At 57.7% G+C, this 22,121-nt stretch carries 19 protein-coding genes and 1 tRNA gene; 12 read left to right on the plus strand and 8 right to left on the minus strand.

The genetic code is table 11. The features are described from left to right. The first annotated feature begins 124 nt into the window (after positions 1-124). Positions 125-370: a hypothetical protein gene (locus NF78_RS24845; protein WP_035992629.1), complete on the plus strand. Its 246-nt coding sequence runs from the start codon at positions 125-127 to the stop codon at positions 368-370. A gap of 487 nt (positions 371-857) precedes the next feature. Here NF78_RS24845 and NF78_RS24850 read toward each other — a convergent pair whose 3' ends face one another. Continuing rightward, the gene (locus NF78_RS24850) at positions 858-1,154 is read right to left on the minus strand and encodes an arsenic resistance protein (protein ID WP_035992632.1); all 297 of its coding nucleotides are present in this window, start codon (positions 1,152-1,154) and stop codon (positions 858-860) included. Positions 1,155-1,274: 120 nt separating this feature from the next. On the opposite strand from NF78_RS24850, the gene NF78_RS33130 reads away from it, so the two are divergent. After that, positions 1,275-1,409 carry a hypothetical protein gene (locus NF78_RS33130; protein ID WP_263970540.1) on the plus strand — a complete coding sequence of 45 codons (135 nt, stop codon included), beginning with the start codon at positions 1,275-1,277 and terminating at the stop codon, positions 1,407-1,409. On the opposite strand, the gene NF78_RS24855 is transcribed toward NF78_RS33130, so the two are convergent. After that, positions 1,406-1,747, minus strand: coding sequence for a DMT family transporter (locus tag NF78_RS24855; protein ID WP_052049740.1), 342 nt, complete (start codon positions 1,745-1,747; stop codon positions 1,406-1,408). The two genes, NF78_RS33130 and NF78_RS24855, sit on opposite strands and share 4 nt — an antisense overlap. Positions 1,748-1,764: 17 nt before the next feature. On the opposite strand from NF78_RS24855, the gene NF78_RS32650 reads away from it, so the two are divergent. Further along, on the plus strand, positions 1,765-2,175 hold the full coding sequence (locus NF78_RS32650) for an ISAs1 family transposase (RefSeq protein ID WP_263970628.1): 411 nt from the start codon (positions 1,765-1,767) through the stop codon (positions 2,173-2,175). Between the two features lie 245 nt (positions 2,176-2,420). Beyond that, entirely contained in the window at positions 2,421-3,035 is a 615-nt protein-coding gene (locus NF78_RS24865) for a PD-(D/E)XK nuclease family protein (protein ID WP_225885412.1), read from the plus strand. Between the two features lie 26 nt (positions 3,036-3,061). Here the strand turns inward: NF78_RS24865 and NF78_RS24870 are convergent, their stop codons facing one another. The 4 genes from NF78_RS24870 to NF78_RS24885 all read right to left on the minus strand — a co-directional run bounded on the left by NF78_RS24870 (position 3,062) and on the right by NF78_RS24885 (position 8,622). Then, positions 3,062-4,285 (minus strand): benzoate/H(+) symporter BenE family transporter, encoded by a 1,224-nt coding sequence (locus NF78_RS24870; protein WP_263970693.1) that lies wholly within the window; start codon positions 4,283-4,285, stop codon positions 3,062-3,064. An 11-nt stretch (positions 4,286-4,296) separates the two neighbouring features. Continuing rightward, positions 4,297-5,154, minus strand: coding sequence for an AraC family transcriptional regulator (locus NF78_RS24875; RefSeq protein WP_035992634.1), 858 nt, complete (start codon positions 5,152-5,154; stop codon positions 4,297-4,299). Between the two features lie 1,010 nt (positions 5,155-6,164). Next, positions 6,165-7,187 carry a DUF389 domain-containing protein gene (locus NF78_RS24880; protein ID WP_035992637.1) on the minus strand — a complete coding sequence of 341 codons (1,023 nt, stop codon included), beginning with the start codon at positions 7,185-7,187 and terminating at the stop codon, positions 6,165-6,167. 370 nt (positions 7,188-7,557) lie between these two features. Then, a complete protein-coding gene (locus tag NF78_RS24885) occupies positions 7,558-8,622 on the minus strand; it encodes a hypothetical protein (protein WP_035992639.1) in 1,065 nt (354 codons plus the stop codon). Positions 8,623-9,357: 735 nt separating this feature from the next. Here NF78_RS24885 and NF78_RS24890 point away from each other — a divergent pair. The 3 genes from NF78_RS24890 (at position 9,358) to NF78_RS24900 (ending at position 14,651) form a co-directional block, all read left to right on the plus strand. After that, positions 9,358-11,577 carry an amino acid permease gene (locus NF78_RS24890; protein ID WP_035992641.1) on the plus strand — a complete coding sequence of 740 codons (2,220 nt, stop codon included), beginning with the start codon at positions 9,358-9,360 and terminating at the stop codon, positions 11,575-11,577. 951 nt (positions 11,578-12,528) lie between these two features. Further along, the gene (locus tag NF78_RS24895) at positions 12,529-14,346 is read left to right on the plus strand and encodes an EAL domain-containing protein (RefSeq protein ID WP_052050927.1); all 1,818 of its coding nucleotides are present in this window, start codon (positions 12,529-12,531) and stop codon (positions 14,344-14,346) included. Positions 14,347-14,405: 59 nt separating this feature from the next. Beyond that, positions 14,406-14,651: an addiction module protein gene (locus NF78_RS24900; RefSeq protein ID WP_052050928.1), complete on the plus strand. Its 246-nt coding sequence runs from the start codon at positions 14,406-14,408 to the stop codon at positions 14,649-14,651. A gap of 318 nt (positions 14,652-14,969) precedes the next feature. Here NF78_RS24900 and NF78_RS24905 read toward each other — a convergent pair. Further along, positions 14,970-15,040, minus strand: a tRNA-Gly gene (locus tag NF78_RS24905). 283 nt (positions 15,041-15,323) lie between these two features. Here NF78_RS24905 and NF78_RS28605 point away from each other — a divergent pair. Both NF78_RS28605 and cobA read left to right on the plus strand, forming a co-directional pair. After that, positions 15,324-16,322: a sirohydrochlorin chelatase gene (locus NF78_RS28605; RefSeq protein ID WP_156119962.1), complete on the plus strand. Its 999-nt coding sequence runs from the start codon at positions 15,324-15,326 to the stop codon at positions 16,320-16,322. A 180-nt stretch (positions 16,323-16,502) separates the two neighbouring features. Next, positions 16,503-17,318, plus strand: a complete 816-nt coding sequence (cobA, locus tag NF78_RS24915) for a uroporphyrinogen-III C-methyltransferase (RefSeq protein WP_052050930.1) — start codon at positions 16,503-16,505, stop codon at positions 17,316-17,318. Between the two features lie 42 nt (positions 17,319-17,360). Here the strand turns inward: cobA and NF78_RS24920 are convergent, their stop codons facing one another. Further along, a complete protein-coding gene (locus NF78_RS24920) occupies positions 17,361-17,906 on the minus strand; it encodes a PadR family transcriptional regulator (protein ID WP_035992644.1) in 546 nt (181 codons plus the stop codon). Between the two features lie 178 nt (positions 17,907-18,084). Here NF78_RS24920 and NF78_RS24925 point away from each other — a divergent pair, with 178 nt between their 5' ends. From NF78_RS24925 to NF78_RS28610, 3 genes are all read left to right on the plus strand, one after another. Continuing rightward, positions 18,085-19,461, plus strand: a complete 1,377-nt coding sequence (locus tag NF78_RS24925; RefSeq protein ID WP_052050931.1) for an efflux RND transporter periplasmic adaptor subunit — start codon at positions 18,085-18,087, stop codon at positions 19,459-19,461. 54 nt (positions 19,462-19,515) lie between these two features. Then, on the plus strand, positions 19,516-20,517 hold the full coding sequence (locus NF78_RS24930) for an SDR family oxidoreductase (RefSeq protein ID WP_035992646.1): 1,002 nt from the start codon (positions 19,516-19,518) through the stop codon (positions 20,515-20,517). 118 nt (positions 20,518-20,635) lie between these two features. After that, positions 20,636-22,027, plus strand: a complete 1,392-nt coding sequence (locus NF78_RS28610; RefSeq protein WP_052050932.1) for a peptidoglycan-binding protein — start codon at positions 20,636-20,638, stop codon at positions 22,025-22,027. The last annotated feature ends 94 nt before the right edge of the window (positions 22,028-22,121 follow it).

Below are 22,121 nucleotides of genomic sequence, written 5' to 3' on the forward strand. Positions count from 1 at the left end.
GATAACATTCTGATGGCGATAAGGACTCTACCTGACGACCTATTTTATTGCCCTGACAATTTGCTAGAATTCCAAAGATTAAGGGAAGATTATAATCAGGTTAATAATATCAAGGGGGTGACTCATGACCCAATTTAATCCTTCAGACCGCCGCGACCTCGACAACTTTCTCTGCCCCCGCAGCCGTTACTATGGTGAGTTTTCGCCCCAACAGCTCACGTTTAACGCTAATTTGCAGGAGTTTGCCCACCGGATTAGCTATATTTCGGGCCTGCAGACCGGCGGCAAAATCTCGCCAGATGAGGCCTACAACCAAATTAAGTCGCTTTACAAACAGCTGAAACAGAGCAAGAAAGGGCTAAAAATTTGAGGTACCTGCTGGTCTGGAGGGCGATCGCGCCGTTCAGATCAGCATTCTAACTTTTATTTTTATCAATACTAAACCTCAAGAAAAGGCCATGCTTGTAGCGTTCTGCAGCATAGTCTTTTCTTGAGCGGCTCTAACCAGCAGAGCCAGTACGGGGTGCCAGAAATAGGGCAACCATTGCTGAGGGTTTCAGGTGCTGGGTTTCAGGCTTCGGGAACAGTTGACCGACTTACGCCTTGGAGTTGTGGGTTTTGGCACAGGAGGAGGAGTTCCTTAGCAAAATAGTCTCGCCATGAGACCATCCAGCAACACCACAAGTCTAGCGTCTGCTTTTCTAAGTCTCAAGATGAGATACACTTCATTTATACCGAATCCTATTTGGCTGCGCCCCTATTGGGTTACTGGTTAGGGCAAACGCATACTCGAGATGAGAATATTAAGACTCATTTCTAGGAAGTGAGTTATGTGTTCTGCCCAGCCCCTATCGCCGTTAATCGAGCATTTTCAGGGTGAGTAGCACGGGCCGGGGGGTTTGGGCCGCCCGCTTGGCCTGGGCAAAGTCGATCTTCACCATGATCGGGTACATCATGAAAAAGAGACAGATGGCGATCGGTACCGACACCTGGTAGATGCTCATGGCATCCAGGGCGATCGCCACCCCGGGCAGCAGCCGCCCCAGGGCAATGCCAGCCGCAATGCACAGCAGCACCCACAGGGTGAGGTAGCGCTCGAAAATGTTGAGCTGTCCCCCGGCGACTGGGGCAGCGGCAGGCTGTCTGGTGGACATAGAGGTTTGAAGCTAATGATTCTAGGGCCAGTATACATCAATAAAAATTGATATATTGAGCAGTATCCTGTCCTAACGGTTATTACTCTGCAGCAGAAGTCAGTCGACTGTACGGGGACGGTGGTGGCGGCCTGTCTGGTGCGGCTGGGCTACAGCGCTGAGGCGGCGATCGCCACGGTGCAGAGCGTCCACGCCGGGGCCCTTGGCGTAGTCGCCCAGCGGACCTTTATCCACGACTTTGCGGCCCAGACCTAGGGCGGGGCCTCCAGGCTCTTGTCGGGCAGGCTGGCCCAGAGGGTGGTGCCCAAAATAATCGCGCCGCCGACCAGGGTGCGGGGGACGGGCACTTCCCCCAGCAGCAGGGCCGCCAGGGCAATGCCGTAGACCGGCTCCAGGCCGCTGATCACGCTAGCGGTCTGGGCTCGCAGCACCGCCAAACTCTCAATAAATAATGTGTGGGCGACGGCGGTACACAGCACCCCCAGCACCAGCAGCAGGCCCAGGTCCTGGGGTGTCAGGGCCAGGCTGGCCAGGGGGGTGACCAGCAGCAGGCAGAGGAAGGCAAACAGGTCCTGGTAAAAGGCGATCGCCACTGCCCCATACCGCTTTCATCCGCCGCCACTGGTTGCTCGATGGGGTCGAGCACCTCATCAACGCTGAGCGCTGGGTTGGCTTAAAACGCGTTGGCCTCGTGGAGGCTGAACGCCGTATCCTCGGTCAACCCCCGACCATTGAGCAGCGCTACTATCTCGTTAGTTTTGACGGCGATGTCCAACGCTTTGCCCAAGGGGTGCGCAGCCACTGGGGTATTGAAAACCAGCTCCACTGGGTGCTCGATGTCGCCTTCCACGAAGATGCCTCTCGAATTCGTAAAGACCACGCCCCCGCTAATCTGGCCGTCGTCCGTCACATCGCCCTCAATCTGCTGCGTCAGGACGCTTTTGCCAAAGGGGGTATCAAGGCTAAACGCTTGCAAGCAGGATGGGATAATGACTACCTAATTCGGCTACTCTCCTCCTGAGTATGCGTTTGCCCTAGGTTACTGGTTATGGATCGGGATTTTGTGACTCGGATTTGGTATTATTCAACATCCTCTGACAAGTTTCAATATAAGACTCAGCAAGTTCACATAGGGTCTATCCGCGGATTTCTTTGGTCTTCTTTTGAGATTGGTGAATCGCCTATGCTTGAAGGGGTTGTAATTCAGGGTTGCCGGTGCAGAAACTGCCTCACTATTCTGCCAAGCGAGTGCGGCGAGACCGCAAAATGCTTTACGAAGTTGAGGGCCGCTGCTACCCAGGGGTAACGACGGTGCTATCGGCGACCCGGCCCCCGGAAGCGCGGGAAGCGCTGCAGCGTTGGCGGCAGCGGGTGGGGGTAGAGGCGGCTCAGAAAATTTCCGGTACGGCATCTTCGGCGGGGACAAGGCTGCACAGACAAATTGCGGCCTATCTCAACGATCAGCCTGTGGAAGTTCCACCTGACCTGACCGGCTATTGGGAGTCTATTCTCCCCTTGCTGGAAGAGGTGGAGGAGGTGCTGCTGGTGGAGGGGGCGGTGTGGCACGAGGCCGGGTTTGTTGGGTTTCCCGATGCGCTGGTGGTGGTGCAGGGGGAACTGCACCTGTGCGATTGGAAAACGGCACTGCGCCCCAAGCAGCCCCAGTGGCTGGGGGACTATGGTTTGCAAATTGCGGCCTACCAGCGAGCGGCTACGGAAGTCTATGCCGACTTTGGGCTGGAGGTGCGAAAGGGGCTGATTGCGATCGCCCTGGCGGATCAACCGGCGCAGCGGTTTGCCCTTTCCCTGGCCGAGATGGAGGAGCACTGGCGGGGGTTTGAGCGGCGGCTGCAGGAATTTCAGCGGCGTAGGGGTAGATGAGTGGGAGGGGGGATGGGTGGATGAGGCTAGGGGGTGAGGGCTTTGGGTTGAAGCACCAGCAGCGCTAGGGATCCGGCAATCAGGCCCCAAAAGGCGGAGCCGATGCCGAGGAGGGTGACCCCGGAGGCGGTGACCAGGAAGGTGATCAGGGCGGGTTCGCGATCGCGATCGTCGCGCAGGGCGGTAAATAGGCCGTTGCCAATGGTGCCCAGCAGGGCCAGTCCGGCGATCGCCACCACCAGCTCTGGGGGAAACGCGGCAAAGACCGCAGCGATGGTGGCCCCAAACAGCCCCAGCAGCAGGTAGAACCCTCCGGCGGCGATCGCGGCTATGTAGCGTTTGCCTGGGTCTGGGTGAGCTTCGCGCCCCATGCAAATGGCGGCGGTGATGGCCGCCAAATTGATCGCAAAGCCGCCAAAGGGAGCCAGTAAAACGGTGGCGATCCCGGTCCAACCAATAACCGGGGAAATGGGTACTGAAGTATAGCCAGAGGCCCGCAAAACCGCGACCCCCGGCACATTTTGGGAGGCCATGGTGACCACGAACAGCGGCAGCGCCACCCCTACCAACGCCCTCAGCGAGAACTGGGGAATGGTCAGGATGGGCTGGGCCAGCTGCAGGCTGACGGTATCGAGCTGGATCTGGCGCTGCAGGGCGGCGATCGCAATGCCAACGGCTAGGGCGGCCACAACGGCATAGCGGGGTTGCCCACGGCGCATGGATAAGTAGAGGCAAAACATGGCAAAGGTCATGGCAAACTGAGTTTGCATGGCGGTAAACACCTCCAGCCCAAAGCGCAGCAGTACCCCGGCCAGCATCGCCGCCGCGATCGATAGGGGAATGCGAGTCATCAGGCGCTCAAACCAGCCGCTAAACCCCACCAGGGTAATCAGCAAGCCCGACACCAAAAAGGCCCCGATCGCCTCAGTCATGGGCACTCCCGCGGCTGAGGTAATCAGCATGGCGGCACCGGGGGTGGACCAGGCGGTCACCACCGGGGCGCGGTAGTGCAGCGACAGCCCGATGCAGGTGAGCGCCATCCCCAGTCCCAGGGCCCACATCCAGGAGGCGATCTCGGCAGGAGTAGCATTCAACGCCTGGGCGGCCTGAAACACAATCACGGCTGAACTGGTGAACCCCACCAGCACCGTGACAAACCCGGCGACGATGGCCGAAAGCGAAAAATCGTTTAGTAATGCCCTGAGTGATGCCCTGGTGGTCATGGTGCTGGAGAGAAACGCCTGGGCCAAGGCTACCGCTTTCAGCAGGGCCGATCTTGGACAAAATTGCGCCGGTACTGACCAGGGGTAACGCCAAAGGCCTGCTTAAAGGCGCGGGTGAGGTGGCTCTGGTCGTAAAAGCCGTGGGCGATCGCAAGGTCGGCGATGGGCTGGTCGGTGTGCAGCGATCGCTTGGCCTGCACCAGCTGCCAGTGGCGCTGATAGCTGTGGGGCGGCAACCCCACCTGCCGCCGAAAGCTGCGGATTAAATGAAACGGGCTGAGCCCTACCAGCTGGGCCAGGGTGTCGATGGAAATATCATCGGCGTAGTGGGTTTGCAGGTAGTTCTGCACCTGAACCAGAGCGCTGGTTTTGGGCCTGGGCTGCTGCCACTGGCGCTGGCGATCGGCGTAGCGATCGATCAGGTGGGCGACCAGCTCCAGCAGCAGGGAGTCCTGGTGGAGCTGGGCTGTAGGGTAGCTGAGGGCGGCAAATAAGCGGCTAAAGAGAGTTTGGCCGATGGGGTTGGGCTGGGGGGTAGGGGCGATCGCAAAGTAGGGCAGATCTGCCTTTGGCCACTCCATCTGGACCAAGATCTGCTGCATTTTGGGCACAGTGATGTAGAGGTTGCGAAAGCCCCAGCCATCGTCGCCCTGCACCTGCCCGGTGTGCACTTCGCCGGGATGGATCAGGTTAAAGTGGCCTGGAATGGCGCAGTGGTTGCCGCCCCGATAGAAAAAGCCGCCGAAACCACCGTGATTGAAGCCAATGGTATAGGCCTCGTGCATGTGTTTGGCAAAGCTGTGGCGATAAAGCTGGGCACTGAATAGCTCAATGCCGGCCACCTGTGGCTGCCACAGCGACGCAAATTCGGCTTTTTTCTGGACTTGATGCGACACGACATACCTTTTTAGGAAAACCCGACGGCGATGAAGCCGTGCAAACGCCTAACTAAACGCGCTCAGTCAATGGCCTCATTTCTAGACTCTCCAATGTCATCACTAGTCTTCTTCTCGGAGTCCTAGGTCCAACTCTTAGACAAGGCAAATTAAAGCCTCCTTCAAACAATTCCAAGGAGAAGCTAACTGTCATTAGCCTATACCACCCATGGCAGCCCTTGTCTCAGCATGGGACCAAGCGATACTAGAGAGAGTATTACTTGAAAACCGATGAGTCTCGCGGCAAGACGTCATGATGGAGCGTGCAAGAATCTAGTTCGTTTTGAGCCATCTGAATGCAGCCTTTAAGGGCACCAGGGCGGCAGGGGGCTAAATCCTTGGCCGACAAGATTGGTGTGTTGCTCCGTGGTGCTTTCGGTACCCTTGGGTGGGGGCTGACGAGTTAGTGATTTAGCTTCAACTGTGGGACGTTTTGCGAGCCGGGGGACACCCTCAAGAGGGCGAAAGTTTAGTCCAAAATTAGTCCACAAAAATAATGACCCGCCCAAAACTCCCTATACACAATAAATTCAGGGTTTTGATAATTTGCGTGATACGCAACTATTCAAGGCCCTGAGAGCTGCTGTGGGATTGTGGTTTCTACCATATTTTGTCCGAAATGGACATCTTATGCTTTACAGGACTGGGCTGGCGGCATCCAAGGACGTAGCCTCGACGTTTCAGCCGTTTCAGGGCCGTACTATTGGACAAAATATGGTTAAACCCGGCCGATCCTATTTTGCTGGCACTACCAATCCATGGGGATTCCGGCTTTCCGGTCAGACAAAATGTGGTTTCAACGCCGGACAAAATATGGTTGAAGTCACAGGATTTGTTTGGCGAAAACAAAAACTACCCCAGGGCCAAGCGCGCTTGGTTGAGGTGCAGCCCCAGCAGCTCATAGGCTTCCCAAACAATGCCCGCCGCAGGCTGGCCGCTAGATCCGGCTCTTGTCCTATCTGCTGTTAACCTCACCGCGCCGTTGGTACCAAAAATTCTTCAATAGGAATAACCCTCACTCGGAGGTCGACGGGACGGTTGAGTCGCTCTTCCATGAGCGCCTGCGATCGCCGCACATCCGCCGCCGTAATCGCATTGGGCGGCCCGACAAACTCCAGATTGACCGTCAGCGTATCGTTCTCCTGCCGAAGATCAACACTCTGAATGGCCGCCTGCTGTGACAGCGGCAAATCGTTACGAACCAGGCGGAGCACCTGCTCACGGGCATTGGACTGCACCAACAATCGATTCAGCGAAAAGGCCAGGGGCATACCCACCGCTACCATCATCAACCCCGACAGCAAAATTCCTCCCTGGGCGCGCTCCAGGGTGCCATAGCGCTGCCACAAAAACACCAAAATACCGCTAAAAATAATCCCCGTTAGGTTAGTGACAAACAGCAGCGTAGCCCCCAAAAAGACTGACTGGTTGAGCTGCGCCAGGCCAATCCCGATCACGGTTAAGGGCGGCACCAGGGCCACCGCGATCGCCACCCCCGGAAAGGCATCGGCCACATGCTTGCGCGACTTGGCAAAGGCTCCCGCTGCCCCCGCCGCGATCGCCACCAGCAGGTCAATTAGCGTGGGCTGGGTCCGCAGCAAAATCTCGTCATTGAGGGTTTGTAATCCCAGGAGGGCGGAAATCACCACCGCGCTCAGCATCGTCGCCGCCGTACCCCACAGCAGCGTCAGCCCAGCCCGCTTCATCAGACGACGGTTCGACACCGCGATCGCATAGGCAATCCCAATAATCGGCCCCATCAGCGGCGCGATGATCATCGCCCCAATCACCGTCGCAGTGCTGCCCGCCAGCAGTCCCAGGGTCGAAATCACCCCCGACAGCGTCAGCATGACAAAAAAGCTGAGCGACGGCACCGATTCACGCCACAGCAAACGATTGACTCCAGCCATCGACATGGGTTTGCTGGCCAGCCATTGCCAATCGCCGCTGTTGCTCAACCACAGCTTGCGCTTCTGGCGACGCAAGCGAGCCATTATTTTTAGATATTGATATCGCGGAGTCATCGCTCACCCCAGAGGACAGACGCAGACTCATTCTCCAGCACCCAAGCCGCCTTTGACTGAGTTGGGCCCAAAATCGCGATCGCACCAAACTGGAATTGCAAAAGCCTCAAACGTCTAAATAAGAGTTATTAAAGTAAGTCCAATACGGCCAAAGCATAGACTCATTTCAAGACTCAAAAGACCCCTTCTTGTGCAGCACGAAGGCACTAACAGGCGCATCCAGGGTTTGTGATCGCCAAACCAACAACCATCGGATCTGACCCGTCTCAATATAGACTTGCCAATGTCAAAAATAGACCAGAAAAAAGATCCCCTGGTCTCATCATGAGATAGACTCAAGCTATAGTCCTGACATCCGAACCCTGTAGGGAATCTCCTCGATCGGCACCGCCTCGCTGTCCCAATCGTCGTAGCGCAGCTGCAAGCGCTTCTCCCCGGCATACTCCACCAGCTTGCCGCTGTAGCGTTTAGCTTCGGTGCCCAGGCTCTGAATCCGCACCATACCGTTAAACACCGTGGCCCGTGCCAGGTAGATCACCAGGTCATCCCGCGAGGGACGATTGACCGTCGTGCTGGCGGTGAGGTGGCCCAAACCGCGCTCGTCCAACTCCTGGGCCAGGGCCAGAGCCGTATTGCGAATACCGCGAATCGCCACGATCGCAGCCGCCACCGCCATCGTGATGTCGACCCCCTCATCGGTCAAAATCCGCTGGCTCGACAAAAACTGAAAGTTGCGCTCACCCAGGTCGCTGCGAATGCGGCGGTGAATCAGGTTTTCGGGCTGAAAGTGGCTCAGCGCCCCCACGATCGCCCCACAGGCCGCCCGAGGTTCCCGCCAGGGCGACTCGCGGGTTTTGCCGTAGACCTGCTTGCCATCTTCCTGAATGCGCCCCACGTGGGTTTTGAGATCGATCGCCACCAGCGAGATCGACTGGGGGTTGCCCTCGTAGACCCGGCGCTTCAGGTTTTCGTCCAGCTCGTGGGCCACCGTCACGTGGGCCAGGGTCGCCCCATTGTCGGTGCCGCCCCCGGCCGGGAAAAACGCCTCCAGCTTCAGTTCACCAATTTCTGACAGGGTGGCAAACCGGGAGGCCACCACATCGCGGTAGCGCTTGGTCGCCTCGCCCTGGTGGATGCGATCGCCGCAGTTAGTGTAGGCCAGGGTAGTCACCGCACTCGGCAGACTCATATCGGCCCCACAGGCCCCCACATCCGTAGGACTGGCCCCGGCAAACTGTAGCTCGTCACGCAGCACCTGTAACCCTTTAATCAGAGCATAGCGATCGCTCACCAGCTCATTGAGATAGTTGTGGTACGCGTTGCGCTCCATGCCAAAGCTGGCCGAAAGCTGCCAAAACTGGGCAATCCGCGCCTCGCTGGGAGCGGCATCAAAAGGCAAGGCCATAGATATTTAATCCCTCCGGGAAAGAGATGCCTTAGGGCGTGTCATCAATTCCAGCCCAAACCCGTGGGGTCAGAGCGTTGCCCCGCCTTCCCCAAACAAAACTAGGGGCTGCAACCCTTGACTCTTGGGTTATCAGAGGCCAATTGATGACAGCCCCTGGGGCCTGTCACAGGCTACTAGCGTAATCCAACCTCACGGCGATGAGATATGAAGTTGGCCGCCACCTTACAAATACCCTCTCTGCAAGCTATCGGCCACCACAGCAGGGAGTTTACGACTTACTTTGAGCTAAAACAGATAGAACCTACCCTCCAGGCTCCTGCTATGCCCAATGCTTCCATCTCTTTCTGACTCACGTCTCCAGACCTTCACGTTCAACTCGAGCCAGAACTACCCCACCGGGCTGACGGAGTGATCATCGGCGGGGGAATCACAGGCGTCAGTACGGCCTACTGGTTGAGTCAACTGCCACCGTGGCAATGAACGTGATCAAGACCATCAGTAGGTCAGCAACGACTGCCGGTTCTGTGCCACTACCCATGCCCCTCGCGTTGGTTAGTTTGTGATGGAGCGTTCTAGGCCTTCAAGGGTAGAGCCTAGAATTTGCTGTCAACAAAATTCGACCACCTGCCAAGAAGAAATATTAGCCGATGCTGTCACAGCCCACCCTTACGGTGATGTGTAATTCAGCAGGATAGGCCTAAGGTAGTACGGTCCCATCAGAGATTTTGCACCATGCCTCCTGCGGCTAACGGTTCCCAGCCCCCTCCTCCTGTCTCAGGCGAGGAACAAACGTCTGGCCTGGGCACCTTTGGCGGCGTCTATACCCCCTCAATTTTGACCATTTTGGGGGTGATCATGTACCTACGCTTCGGCTGGGTTGTAGGCAATGTGGGGCTGCTGGGCAGTCTGATCATCGTCACCCTGGCCTGTAGCATTACCCTGTTAACGGCCCTTTCGATCAGCGCGATCGCCACCGATCGGGTTGTGCGTGTGGGCGGTGCCTACTATATGATCAGCCGCTCTTTGGGCATTGAAACCGGTGGTGCAGTGGGCATTCCTCTCTACTTTGCCCAGGCCCTATCGGTGGCGCTTTACACCATTGGCTTTGCCGAGAGCGTCGTCAGCGCGTTTGGCTTTCTCAATCAGCTCTACGTAGCTCTCATTGTCACGGTGCTGGTGGCGGTGCTGGCGATTACCTCCGCTGATATCGCAGTCAAAGCTCAGTACATGATCATGGCGGCGATCGTCCTATCGCTCCTGTCGCTGGTCTTTGGCGGACCCCTGTCTAATACCCAAGTTGAACTGTGGGGCATTGCCGATGGGGAACCCTTCTGGCAGGTCTTTGCGGTCTTTTTCCCGGCGGTAACGGGGATTATGGCCGGAGTCAATATGTCGGGCGATCTGAAAGATCCCAGCAGGTCAATTCCCAAGGGAACTCTAGCGGCAGTGGGCACTGGCTACGTCATCTACATGGTTCTGCCGGTGTTGCTGGCCTCTCGGGCCGACGCAGGTACTCTCGTGTCTGACCCGCTAGTGATGCAGCGAATTGCAGCTTGGGGTCCGGCGATTTTGCTGGGGGTATGGGGAGCCACCCTCTCTAGCGCGATCGGCAGCATTTTGGGAGCACCGCGGGTGTTGCAAGCCCTGGCCCGCGATGGCGTGCTGCCGGTTTGGCTAAGTTTTTTAGGCAAGGGCAGCGGCGCTAATGACGAGCCCCGCCTGGGTACCGCCGTCACCCTCGTGATTGTGGTCGCAGCGGTGTACGTCGGCGATCTCAATCTGATTGCCCCAGTGCTGACCATGTTTTTTCTCACTACCTACCTGGTGCTCAATGTCTCGGCAGGCCTGGAAGGGTTTTTGAATAGCCCTTCATTTCGACCGCTGTTTAAGGTGCACTGGTCGCTGTCTGCCCTGGGGGCGCTGGGCTGCCTGGCGGTGATGTTACTGATCAACCCCATTGCTACGCTGTTGGCCGGGGCGATCGTGGCGGCGATCTTTTTTTGGCTGCAGCGGCGAGAGATGCAAACCGCCTGGGGAGACGTGCGGCGGGGAATCTGGATGCTGCTGCTGCGGACCAGTCTGTTTCAGCTGGGCCACAGCCCTGATGCCAAAAACTGGCGACCCAATTTCCTGGTCCTGTCGGGTTCCCCCATGCGGCGCTGGGATCTGATTAAGTTTGCCAATGCCCTGAGCCACAACCGGGGATTGTTTACAGTAACCAACATTTTGCCCTCAGGCTCCCGAGGGGTGACTCAGCAAAAAGATATGGAGACAACCATCGATAATTACCTGCGCGATCGGGGGGTGCAGGCGCTGGTGAGAGTGCTGACGGCCCCTGACCCCTACGAGGGAGCCGAACGCTTGGTAGAAATCTATGGCTTGGGTCAGGTAGTACCCGATACGGTACTAATGGGTGACAGTGAAAATCTGGCTAGTCGCGATCGCTACTGCCAGTTGATCACTCGCCTGCACAAGGCCAATCGCAATGTTGTTATCTTTCGTGCGGGCGATGTCGGCTTGCCGCCGTGGCGATCCTACCGCCAGATTGATGTGTGGTGGGGTGGCCTGAATAACAACGGCAGCCTGATGCTGATCTTGGCGGATCTGCTGCGAGCCGATAGTGAGTGGCGCGAGGCCACGCTTTGCCTCAAGCTTGTGGTAGCGGACGAAACAGCGGCTGAGCAAGCCCGCAAAAACCTCGATCGCCTCACAGATGATCTGAGGGTTCGGGCGAAACCCAGCGTGCTGGTGGCAAACGGTCGCCCCTTTGAAGCCATTTTCCAGGCCTCGTCGGCCCAGGCCGATCGCATTTTTATTGGCATGGCCATCCCCGATCAAGACTTCCCTAGCTACTACGAACGGCTCCAGGCTCGGGTTGCGGGGTTACCCTCAACGGTGTTTGTGTTGGCGGCTTCTGAGTCTAAGTTTACTAACGTGCTTCTAGAAGATTAATCAGCCTCTGGCTGCGGGTGACTGCGGATCGATGCAGCGAGTTGGCCCTGGTCAGACCTGTAACCATAAACTCTCAGGTGGCCAGCAGAATGCGATCGCGCTCCCAGCCACCTCCAACTACAGTGGCCACAAAAAAGCGGGAACTGCAGTTCCCGCTAGATGCTGTGTTGTTGAGGGTGAGGAAGAAACGCTGGATATTGAATGAGCAATTCCTAAGGCGTGGCATCAATTGTGGCTAAAAGCTCGGTGTATCAAGCTTTGCCGCGCCCGACCCAAAAGACAGGCTAAGGGGCTGTAACCCTTAATTTTCGGGTGTTTGACAGCTATTAATGGTTCGCCGATGGTGAGCGACGCTACGGCAAAGCCTGATGTGAGCTAGCCAGTGTCTATCAAAAGATGCTTTAATTTGTGAATTCTCTTCAAGCCCTTGGCCCTGATGGGTTCGTAAGCTATTCTTGGGAAATAGCAATATCAGATAGGGGCTGTAAGGACATCGACATAACTTCTTAAGTTTCGCTTGCTCCTTGTATCAATTCGATGGCAAGAGCAGCCAGTCTTAACACTGGCTTTAGCTGCTAGGCGCTCTAAATTTCACCGCAGATGGACTTCCGCCACGGCATAGTTGAATGTTTGCCATCGGTGAATGTCACTAAAACAGGAACAGTGGGCAGTGCTCACTACGGCTTAGTCTGTCATTCTCAAATTGTTTTGGAAAATTTGCTGGGCAAGTGTTGGAAGTGTATATTTTCTCCCAAACGACCTCTACAAAAAAGACTCAAAGCGATTTGCCCATAAACCACAAGGAATCTCTTTTAAACCAGCTTATTCACAGAGCATTTATAAGCATTGCCCATTTTTGATTAAGCATAAAATTCAAGGGAATACTACCCATTCATCAACAGACAGAATTAATACTTTCTAATTTCCTAGCCTGGGAAAAGTTGACAAAACATGGACACGACAACCAATGATCCAGTCAACCTTGAAAAACATGAAGAAATAAAACGAGAAAGGGTAGTCTTAATTGTAATTGATGGTTCGAGGGTAAATTTCAAGTCTCTTAAGAAAAAAGCTTATTTCATTGGCCGCAACAAAGAAGCGGATATTATACTAAAGTGTCAAGGTGTTTCTCGTTACCATGCTTACACGTATTATCGAGACGATAGCCACTGGATTGTAGATGGTGACTTAGAGGGAATTCGAAGTAAAAACGGCCTAACAGTCAATGGCAAAAAGGTCTACACACACCAGTTGAAGAATGGTGACTTAATCAGGTTTTGCCAAAACGTTCATGCACTATTCCTAGATGAGAATGCTATCCGAGAAATGGATCCTTCTGCAGTTTTCTTAACTAGAAACGCACTAAAAATTCTGCTTGGAAGGTACAGGCAAAACGTCAAGCATCAACACAGCCTCTTCGAACGAGAAATAAAGCCTGAAGATGATCTGGTTTTAGGAATTGACGACCTAACAAAACTTCCAAACAGAAGCACTTTACTTGCCAAGATAAATCAGTTGCTTTCCTTGAAATCCATAAGGAAGCATCGCCTCCAATTTGCCGTACTATTCATCGATCTTGACAAGTTCAAGCTTATTAACGACAGTCTTGGGCATTTCGCTGGAGACAAATTTCTAATAAAAGTTTCAGAAAGAATGAGGAAGTCCCTTAGGCCGAAAGACATGCTGGCTCGTTTGGGTGGCGATGAGTTTGTTGTTTTGCTTACCGAAATAAATGATTTCGATGAAGCCATTTCTGTCGCAAGGCGGTTGCAAAATGATCTCGAAAAGCCTCTTTGGATTGGTCACAATGAGATTTTCCCAAGTGCTAGTTTTGGCATAGCGTCCAGTAAGGCATCATATAAGAGTGCTGAAGAAATCCTCAGAGATGCAGACACTGCTCTGTATCAGGCAAAATCTTGTGGGCGCGGGCGCCTAGAAGTTTTTGATGAAACCATGCGACAAAAAGCAAGGCATTTGCTGAAATTAGACTCGGACTTAAGGAAGGCAACTCAGCAGCGAGAGTTCGTTCTTTTCTACCAGCCAATTGTTTCTTTGAAGAATAAGAAACTTGTTGGTTTTGAAGCACTCATACGTTGGCAGCATCCAGACAGGGGCCTTATAATGCCTGATGAGTTTATCTCCTTTGCAGAAGAGCGACATCTCATTCAGGAAGTAGGACTGTGGACTCTTGAAGAGGCCTGTCGTCAATTAAGTCTGTGGAAAGAAACCTACAGTTCTGAATTGTCCATTAGTATCAATATTTCGCCCAAACAACTGTTAGACACTAGGCTTGACAAAAAGATTCGGCGATTTACAAGTCTTTATGATCTCTCTGTCAGTGATATTAGGATTGAGGTGACTGAAGATACAATAGTTGATGACAGTCAACCCTCCATGCAAGCTTTAAATCAGCTTAAGGAAGCTGGTGTTCAAATCTATATTGACGATTTTGGAACTGGATATTCCTCATTAAGCTACCTACACAAGTTTCCGGTAGATGCCCTAAAAATAGATCGTTCATTTATTTCAGAAATCGATAAAAAATCCGATGAAAGTATTGGGTTTAGCGTTACTCAGTCGATAATCGGCCTTGCTCATAATCTTGGGGTCAAAGTTGTAGCTGAAGGTATTGAAAATGCTCGGCACTTATTTTATTTGAAGGCCTCCGGGTGCGACTATGGACAGGGATATTTATTTTCGAAGCCCCTGAATGCTGAACAGGCAACGCATCTTGTAAAGCATGGCCTAAAGTGGCACTGGAGATGCTAATTGTCTGTCTGAAGACCTTAGATGGCCCTTAAAAAAGGTAGCGAAGTAGCATCGAGGCTATGGATGATGTTCTCCTGAAAGAAACAGCCCTAAAGCTCTCCGCTTTAGAGACAGCCCAGCTCATCGATGCCCTCTGGCAAAGCCTGGATCCTGCTGACCAGGACGTTATCGATCAGGCCTGGTTAGAAGAATCCAGGGTTCGACTTCAAGCGTACCGCCAGGGTGAAGCCGAAGCGGTTGGTGGTGAGACGGCCCTGAATGAGCTGAAGTCAAAGCTTTCCCAGGGAAGAACTGTCGCTTTTTGACGCCAATCCTCCTTGAAGTGGAGGCTACCTCGCAGTTCTACGAATCAAATCGCCCTGAACTGGGCCGTGAATTTTTGAAAGAAGTAGACGCTACCATTTAGCGCCTTCTCGCCAATCCACGGGCATAGCAAGTGCTCGAAGGGGAAATTCGCCGCTGCCGCCTGCAACGGTCCCCCAGATGAGCTGCGACGACGAGGTTCGGCAATTTTCGAGCCACTTGAACGGCCCTGGTGATGAGACACAGGCACTGCCTTTTCGGTAAGCCCAAAAACGTCAAAGCCCCTGAATGCCTTAGCATTCAGGGGCTTTGAGAGATGAAGCGGGTGGGGGGAATCGAACCCCCATCATTAGCTTGGAAGGCTAAGGTTTTACCACTAAACTACACCCGCAGGCCGACCGCTATAGTACCACACCCTATGGACTCTGGGACCAGCCATGGGGAGGGCTGACAGGGTAGCCAAATCGCGATATACCCCTACTTAAGCTGCATTTTGATGGATACGATACCGGACACCATGGGCTAAATCTTTATAATGAAACACCAGCTGTCCCTTGAGAGGCGATGGGTTGACATCCTCCAGCCCGTACAGTCCAGGGCCCGTACAATCCAGGAATTGAGAGGAGTGGTGTGCAATGATTGGCTGCTATTGTCTACCGAATTAGGGTTTGCCTGTGTCTGCAACTGCATCGACAGCATATTTACTTGTGTCCCACGGCAGCCACGATCCGCGTCCGGGGCAGGCCATGGAGCGCCTAGCCCACTTCGTGCGATCGCAGGAGAGTGGGCTGTGGCGGCCCCACCGTAAAGATCGCGCCGATCAGGGGGGGCGCTCTACTTCGGGTCGGCTGAGCACACAAACAGCACCCTTGCTGCGGCGCAGCCCGTCCTCAGACTGGCTGCGGCCCATTCAGGATAAAGCTCCCTTGGGAGAACCGGGCCTTCAGCGGACCAAAGTGTCGCCGCCTGAACCACCCCATGGACCTCTGGTGGGGACCGCCTGCCTGGAGACCGAGGCGCTGCCGCTGCACCGCCAAATCGTCGAGTTTAGCCGTCGTGCCCAGTCCGCCGGAGCCCAGCGGGTGTGCCTGGTACCCCTATTTTTGCTGGCGGGGGTGCATGTTATGGACGATATCCCAGCCGAAGTGGAGCAGGCGCGCCAGGGGCTGCCGGGCTTAGCCCTGGAAGTTTGCCCTCACCTGGGTAGCCATCCGGGCCTGAGGGGTCTGTTGCGCCAAAAACTGCAAGCAACGACGATCAAGACGCCAATTTTGCTGGCCCACGGTAGCCGTCGTCCCGGCGGGAATGAGCCTATTCATGCCCTGGCCCAGTCCCTCGGCGGATCGGCGGCGTTCTGGTCCGTTGCCCCCAGCCTGGAGGATCAGGTTATCCACCACATGCAAAGTGGCGTGCAGCGAATCGCCATCCTGCCCTACTTCCTGTTTGCAGGTTCTACCACCGACGCCATTACTCACCTCACCGAAGATCTGGCCGAGCGCTTTTCGCAGCTGACATTTCACCTGCTGCCGCCCCTGGGCCCCTCCCCAGAACTGGCCCGCCTGGTCATTGATCTGGCCTTGGACCGGGTACCGGCCCGATCGCAGCAGCCCCCGATTCCGATGCAGCGGTTGGCGTTCCGCCATGGAATCTCGCCATCGTCGCTGGTGTCCTAGGCGAAACCCTACCTGGGCCAGTCCGTGGCCTGGGCCAAGGGAACAGCAGTTTTGCCAGCCACCAGGCCAAACCGTCCGCTGCGGGCGCTCCCAACGTGACCGACAACGGTCTACGCTAAGGGATGGTTAAGATGCTCCGTCAACCCCCTTCGTCACTACTGTCTGAGTTTGAGCACGCGTATGGTGTCAGCTGCTTCTGGAGCCCACGGGGGCCAACCCTACGGCAAGGTATATCTGGTGGGGGCCGGCCCGGGCGATCCGGGTCTGTTCACCCTGCGGGGTAAGGGACTGCTGGAGGGGGCCGATGTGGTTATCCACGATGCCCTGGTCAGTGCCCCCATTCTGGCTATGGTCAATCCCCAGGCCACCGTGATCAATGCGGGCAAGCGGCGGGGCCGCCACTCCCTGATGCAGGAAGACATCAATCAGCTGATTATCGATCAGGCCAGGACCAACGCCGTGGTGGTGCGGCTGAAGGGGGGAGACCCCTTTGTGTTTGGGCGCGGCGGCGAAGAGATGGCGGCGCTGGTGGCGGCGGGCATTGCGGTGGAGGTGGTGCCGGGCATTACCGCTGGGGTGGCAGTACCGGCCTATGCGGGCATTCCGGTTACCCACCGCAGCCAGAGTTCGTCGGTGACCTTTGTCACCGGCCACGAGTCGGCCGGCAAGTATCGCCCTCGGGTCAACTGGCAGGCCCTGGCCCAGGGGTCCGAAACCATCGTCGTGTACATGGGCATCCACAATCTGGGCACCATTACCGCAGAGCTGCTGGCCGCCAACCTCAGCCCCGCTACGCCGGTCGCCCTGATTCGCTGGGGCACCTACCCCCACCAGGAAACGCTGATTGGTACCCTGGCCACCATCGTCACCCAGGTGGCTGAGACCGGGTTTGAAGCCCCCGCGATCGCGGTAATTGGCCATGTCGTCAGCTGGCATGAGGTCTTCAACCACTGCCGCCCCACGGGTACCGTTTGGCCCCAGGAGTCGGCGCAGTAGGGCAAAGGTGAGCCTGCGGTTCAGGACGCTTAAAATGCGGCACTAATCAGCTCCCTGCTTCCCCTTCAAAAAATCCAGCACCTCGTCGCACCAGTCAATCCAGTCTTGCTCGTAGCGCAGGCCTCGCCGCAGGGTGAGGTAGCGAAACTGCTCGGCAACTGGCGGTTGGTCGATCGCCTGATACAGGGCTGCCATCGCCTGATACTCGGCCAATCGCTGGCCGTGTAGCTGGCGGCGACGGTGCAGCTCCTGGATCAGCAGGGGCTCCGACACAAAGGGGGCGGCCAGCACCTTTACCAGCAGGTCTTCGCGCACGGGGGTGGGTTCGGTGGGTTCGGCATACCAGCGATCGAGCTCTGCCCGTCCGGCGTCGGTAATGCCATAGATTTTTTTGTCGGGCTTGCCCGCCTGGGGCACCGTTTCGTAGGTGACCCAGCCCTGGGGCTCCATCTTGCCCAGCTCGCGATAGATCTGCTGCTGGCTGGCCTGCCAGTAGCAGCTGACGCTTTCTTCAAATCGTTTGCTGATGTCGTAGCCGCTGAGGGACTCGCGACAGAGCACCGCCAAAATCGTGTGGGACAGAGCCATAGGGGAAGGGATTTGTTTGCCCATTGACATACTCAACTATTTGAGTATACCCTTTGGGCATAGTAAGCAATAAATTGAATATCTACTTGTTGTTTACCGACTATTTGTACAGTGCCTTGTTGAGTTACATGCGGCAAGGGCTGTGTCCACCGCTCCTCCCTGCGCTAAAGGTGTCCCCATGACCGACGCTCACGCTTCCCTCGATCTCATCTCTGCTCAACCGCGCCCCGCCCCGGCCCCGGCCCCAGGGGATGGGGGCAAGCGCCGCAGGCGACTGCGGATTCGTCGCTGGTGGTGGGTGCCCCTGGTGACGGTGCCCCTGGCGGTGGGGGTGGGCCTGCGGCCGGGGGCACCCACCGCTACCGTCGCCGACGAGCCGCCCCTGCCGGTCGAAACAGTCTCGCTTACCGCCGCCAGCGGCTACACCGTGGAGCGCCAGTACGCGGGGGAACTTGTCGCTCAGCGCCGCAGCGCCCTCGGGTTTGAGCAGGGGGGCACGGTGGTGGCGGTGCTGGTACAGGAGGGCGATCGCGTGGAGGCCGGGCAGCCCCTGGCCCGCCTCGATACCCGCAGCCTGGAGGCCCAGCGCCAGCAGCTGGTGGCCCAGCGCGACCAGGCGATCGCCACCCTGAATGAATTGCAGAACGGTCCTCGGCAGCAGTCGATCGCGGCGGCCCAGGCGGCGGTGGGCGACCTGCAGCAGCAGCTGGCCCTGGCCCAGACCCAGCGCGATCGCCGGGTTGACCTCTACGACCGGGGCGCCATTTCCCGCGAAGAACTCGACCAGCAGGCCTTTGGCACCGGAGCGCTCGAACAGCGGCTGGCCCAGGCCCAGAGCCAGCTCAACGAACTGCAGGCGGGCACTCGACCCGAGCAGATTGCGGCCCAGGCCGCCCGGGTGCGCCAGCTGGAGGCCAGCCTGGCGGCGGTGGATGTAGACCTAGCCAAGGCGGTGCTGACCGCCCCCTTTAGCGGCCGAATCAGCGATCGCGCCGTGGACGAAGGCGTGGTGGTCAGCGGTGGTCAGACGGTTCTACAGCTGGCCGAAGGGGGGGGCACCGAGGCGAGGATTGGGGTGCCGGCGGCGATCGCGGGCAGCCTGGCCGTCGGCAGCCCCCAAACGGTGACTGTGGCCGATGCCCAGGGGGAGCGCGCCTTTCCGGCCACGGTCACGGCGCTGCTGCCGGAGCTGGAGTCAACCAGTCGCACGGTGACCGCCGTGCTGCGGCTGAACACGCCGGAGGATATCACCCTGGGCCAGACCGCCCGCCTGGTGCTGCGGGAGACCCAGCCCGCCGCCGGCTACTGGCTGCCCACCACCGCTCTGGTGCAGGGGGAACAGGGGCTGTGGTCGGTCTACGTCGCCGCCATGGAGGGCGAGGTGGCCACAGTCCGCCGCCAGCCGGTGGAAATTGTCCACACCGAGGGGGCTGGGGACTCCGATGCCCCAGGAACCCGCGTGCTGGTGCAGGGGCTAGTCGAAGCGGGCGATCGCGTGATCACCTCGGGTACCCATCGGGTAGTGCCCGGTCAGGCCGTCAGTATTGCTAACTAAGTGTCTTAAATAAATGTCTCTGGCTCAGCACCTTTAGCAAAAGGAATTTCGCCAATGCAAGCTTTCGTAACCGGCAGCACCGGACTACTGGGCAGTAATCTGGTGCGCGAACTGGTCGCCCGGGGCTATGCCGTCAAAGCCCTGGTCCGCTCTGTAGACAAGGGCAAGGTGCTGTTGGGAGACTTACCCCAGGTGCAGTTTGTGCCCGGCGATTTGCGGAATATCCCGGCCTTTGCCCCGGCGCTTCAGGGGTGCGATGTGCTGTTTCACACCGCCGCTTACTTTCGCGAATCCTATGGGTTGGGCGACCACTGGCCCCAGCTCAGGCGCCTCAACATTGAGGCCACCGTCGAACTGCTGGAGGCGGCCGAAACGGCTGGGGTCTCTAAGGCCATCTACGTCAGTTCCTCCGGCTGCATTGGCCGCAACCCCGACGGCTCCCCCGGCACCGAAGCCTCGCCTCCGGCGCCAATCACCTCCCGCAACCTCTACTTCAAGAGCAAGCTGATGGCCGAAGCGGCGGTGGCCAGCTTTCTCCAGCGCTCCTCCCTGCCCGTAGTGCTGATCTGCCCCGGCGCCATGCTTGGCCCCCAGGATGCTGCCCCCACAGAATTGGGCCAGTTTGTCCTCGACTTTTTGAACCGTAAAATTCCGGTGCTGCTGGCGGGGGGCATGCCTACGGTGGATGTGAGGGATGTGGCCACCGCCATGGTCAACGCGGTTGAGCGGGGTCGGTCGGGCGATCGCTACCTGGTCAGCGGCCCCACCTACGCCATGGCCGACCTGATGCACACCCTGGCCGCCGTCAGCGGTGTGCCGGCCCCCCAGTACAGAATTCCGCCTGTGGTCATGCGCCTGATGGCGACTTTCTCCACCTGGATGGGCCGACTGACAGGCCGCAAGCCCGACGTGCCCAGGGAAGGAATCCGGATCATGCTGGCGAATCTGGCCTACGACGCCACCAAAGCCCGGCGCGAGTTGGGGGCGCAGTTTCGTCCGCTGGAGGTCACCCTTGCAGACATGGTGACCTGGTATCGACAAACCAACTACCTGTAGGTTCCCTATGGTTTCGATTCAAGGATGGAGCGGTCGTTTTTTGAACGGCAGTAGGACATCGCAGAGAGTCTATACACTTACGGTAGATTTGTCCGACTCTCTACGCGAGGTAACCACTATGGCCGAGGTGCCCACCCCAGGTCTCGACTTGATTAAAACCTTTGAGGGCTTGAGTCTGCAGGCCTATCCAGATCCCAAAACCGGGAATTTGCCCATCACCATCGGCTGGGGGTCGACCCGCGATAGAAATGGGCAACCGTTTAAGCTCGGCGATCGCATTACCCGCCAAGAAGCCGACGAACTGCTGCTGCTGCAGGCAGCCAATAGCTACCTGCCACCCCAACGCAACATCCCCGGCTGGAGCACGATGAATGCCAACCAGCAGGGAGCCATTCTCAGCTTTGCCTACAATCTGGGGGCGCGGTTCTTTGGGGCCAGGGGGTTTGAAACGATCTCGCGGGTGTTACGCAATCAGGAATGGCAGAACATTGAGGCGGCGCTGATTCTCTACCGCAACCCCGGCACCAACGTCGAAGAAGGCCTGCTGCGCCGCCGCCTCTCCGAGGCCAACGTGTTTCTGGCCGGGACGCCGGGGGTAGCCCTCAGCGCGGCCGGACAGCGCTACCTGGCAGGCGGCCGCACCCCCGTACCCGGCTCTAACCTCAGCCGCGAGGCCCAGACCTACCTGGCCAATCGACCCACGGTCGGCAGTCCTATCGCTGGCAGCCCTGGGGGCGGTTCCCCTGGGGGCGGTGTGCCCGGCATGCCCGGCTCGCGGCTGCTGACCCTGACCGACCCGTTCACCAGCGGCGAGGATGTGCGCCAGGTACAGCAGGCCCTGGTACGGTGGGGCGCCACCATCACTGCCGATGGCCTGTTTGGCCCCGCCACTCGGCAGGCGGTGGAGCAGTTTCAGCGATCCCAGGGGCTGGTCACCGACGGTATCGTCGGTCCCCAAACCTGGGCCTTGTTGCAGCGGCAGCCCACCCCGCCCCCGCCGCCCGTCACCCCGCCGCCGCAAAATCGCGTGCTGCGGCTAACCAACCCCTTCACCACCGGCGAGGACGTGCGGACCCTGCAGCAGGCGATCGCTCGCTCAGGCATCGCCGTCACCGCCGACGGCATCTTTGGCCCCGCCACCGACCGCGCCGTGCGCCAGTTCCAGGCCAGCCGGGGGCTAGTCGCCGATGGCATTGTGGGGCCCCAAACCTGGGCCAGGCTGCAAAATCAGCCGACTGCCTCCCCTCCGGCTCCCTCCCCCGCTCCCCAACCCCCCCCGGCCCAGGGCACCCCGACCCACATTCGGGTGCTGCGGCTAACCAACCCCTTCACCCGAGGTGACGATGTGCGGGCCGTGCAACAGGCGATCGCCCGAGCCGGGTTCGCCGTAGTTGCCGACGGCATCTTCGGCCCCGCCACCGATCGCGCCGTGCGCCAGTTCCAGGCCAGCCGCCGCCTGAGCGTCGATGGCATCGTCGGCAGCCAAACCCGCCGTGCCCTAGGCGTCTGAACAGCATAGATTCCCAAACCAGTTAAATCTCGCCCACCCCCTACCCTCCACTCCCCACTCCCCACCCCCCACCCGCCTACCTGCCAACCCATCC

Source organism: Leptolyngbya sp. KIOST-1 (assembly GCF_000763385.1).
GTDB lineage: Bacteria > Cyanobacteriota > Cyanobacteriia > Phormidesmidales > Phormidesmidaceae > Nodosilinea.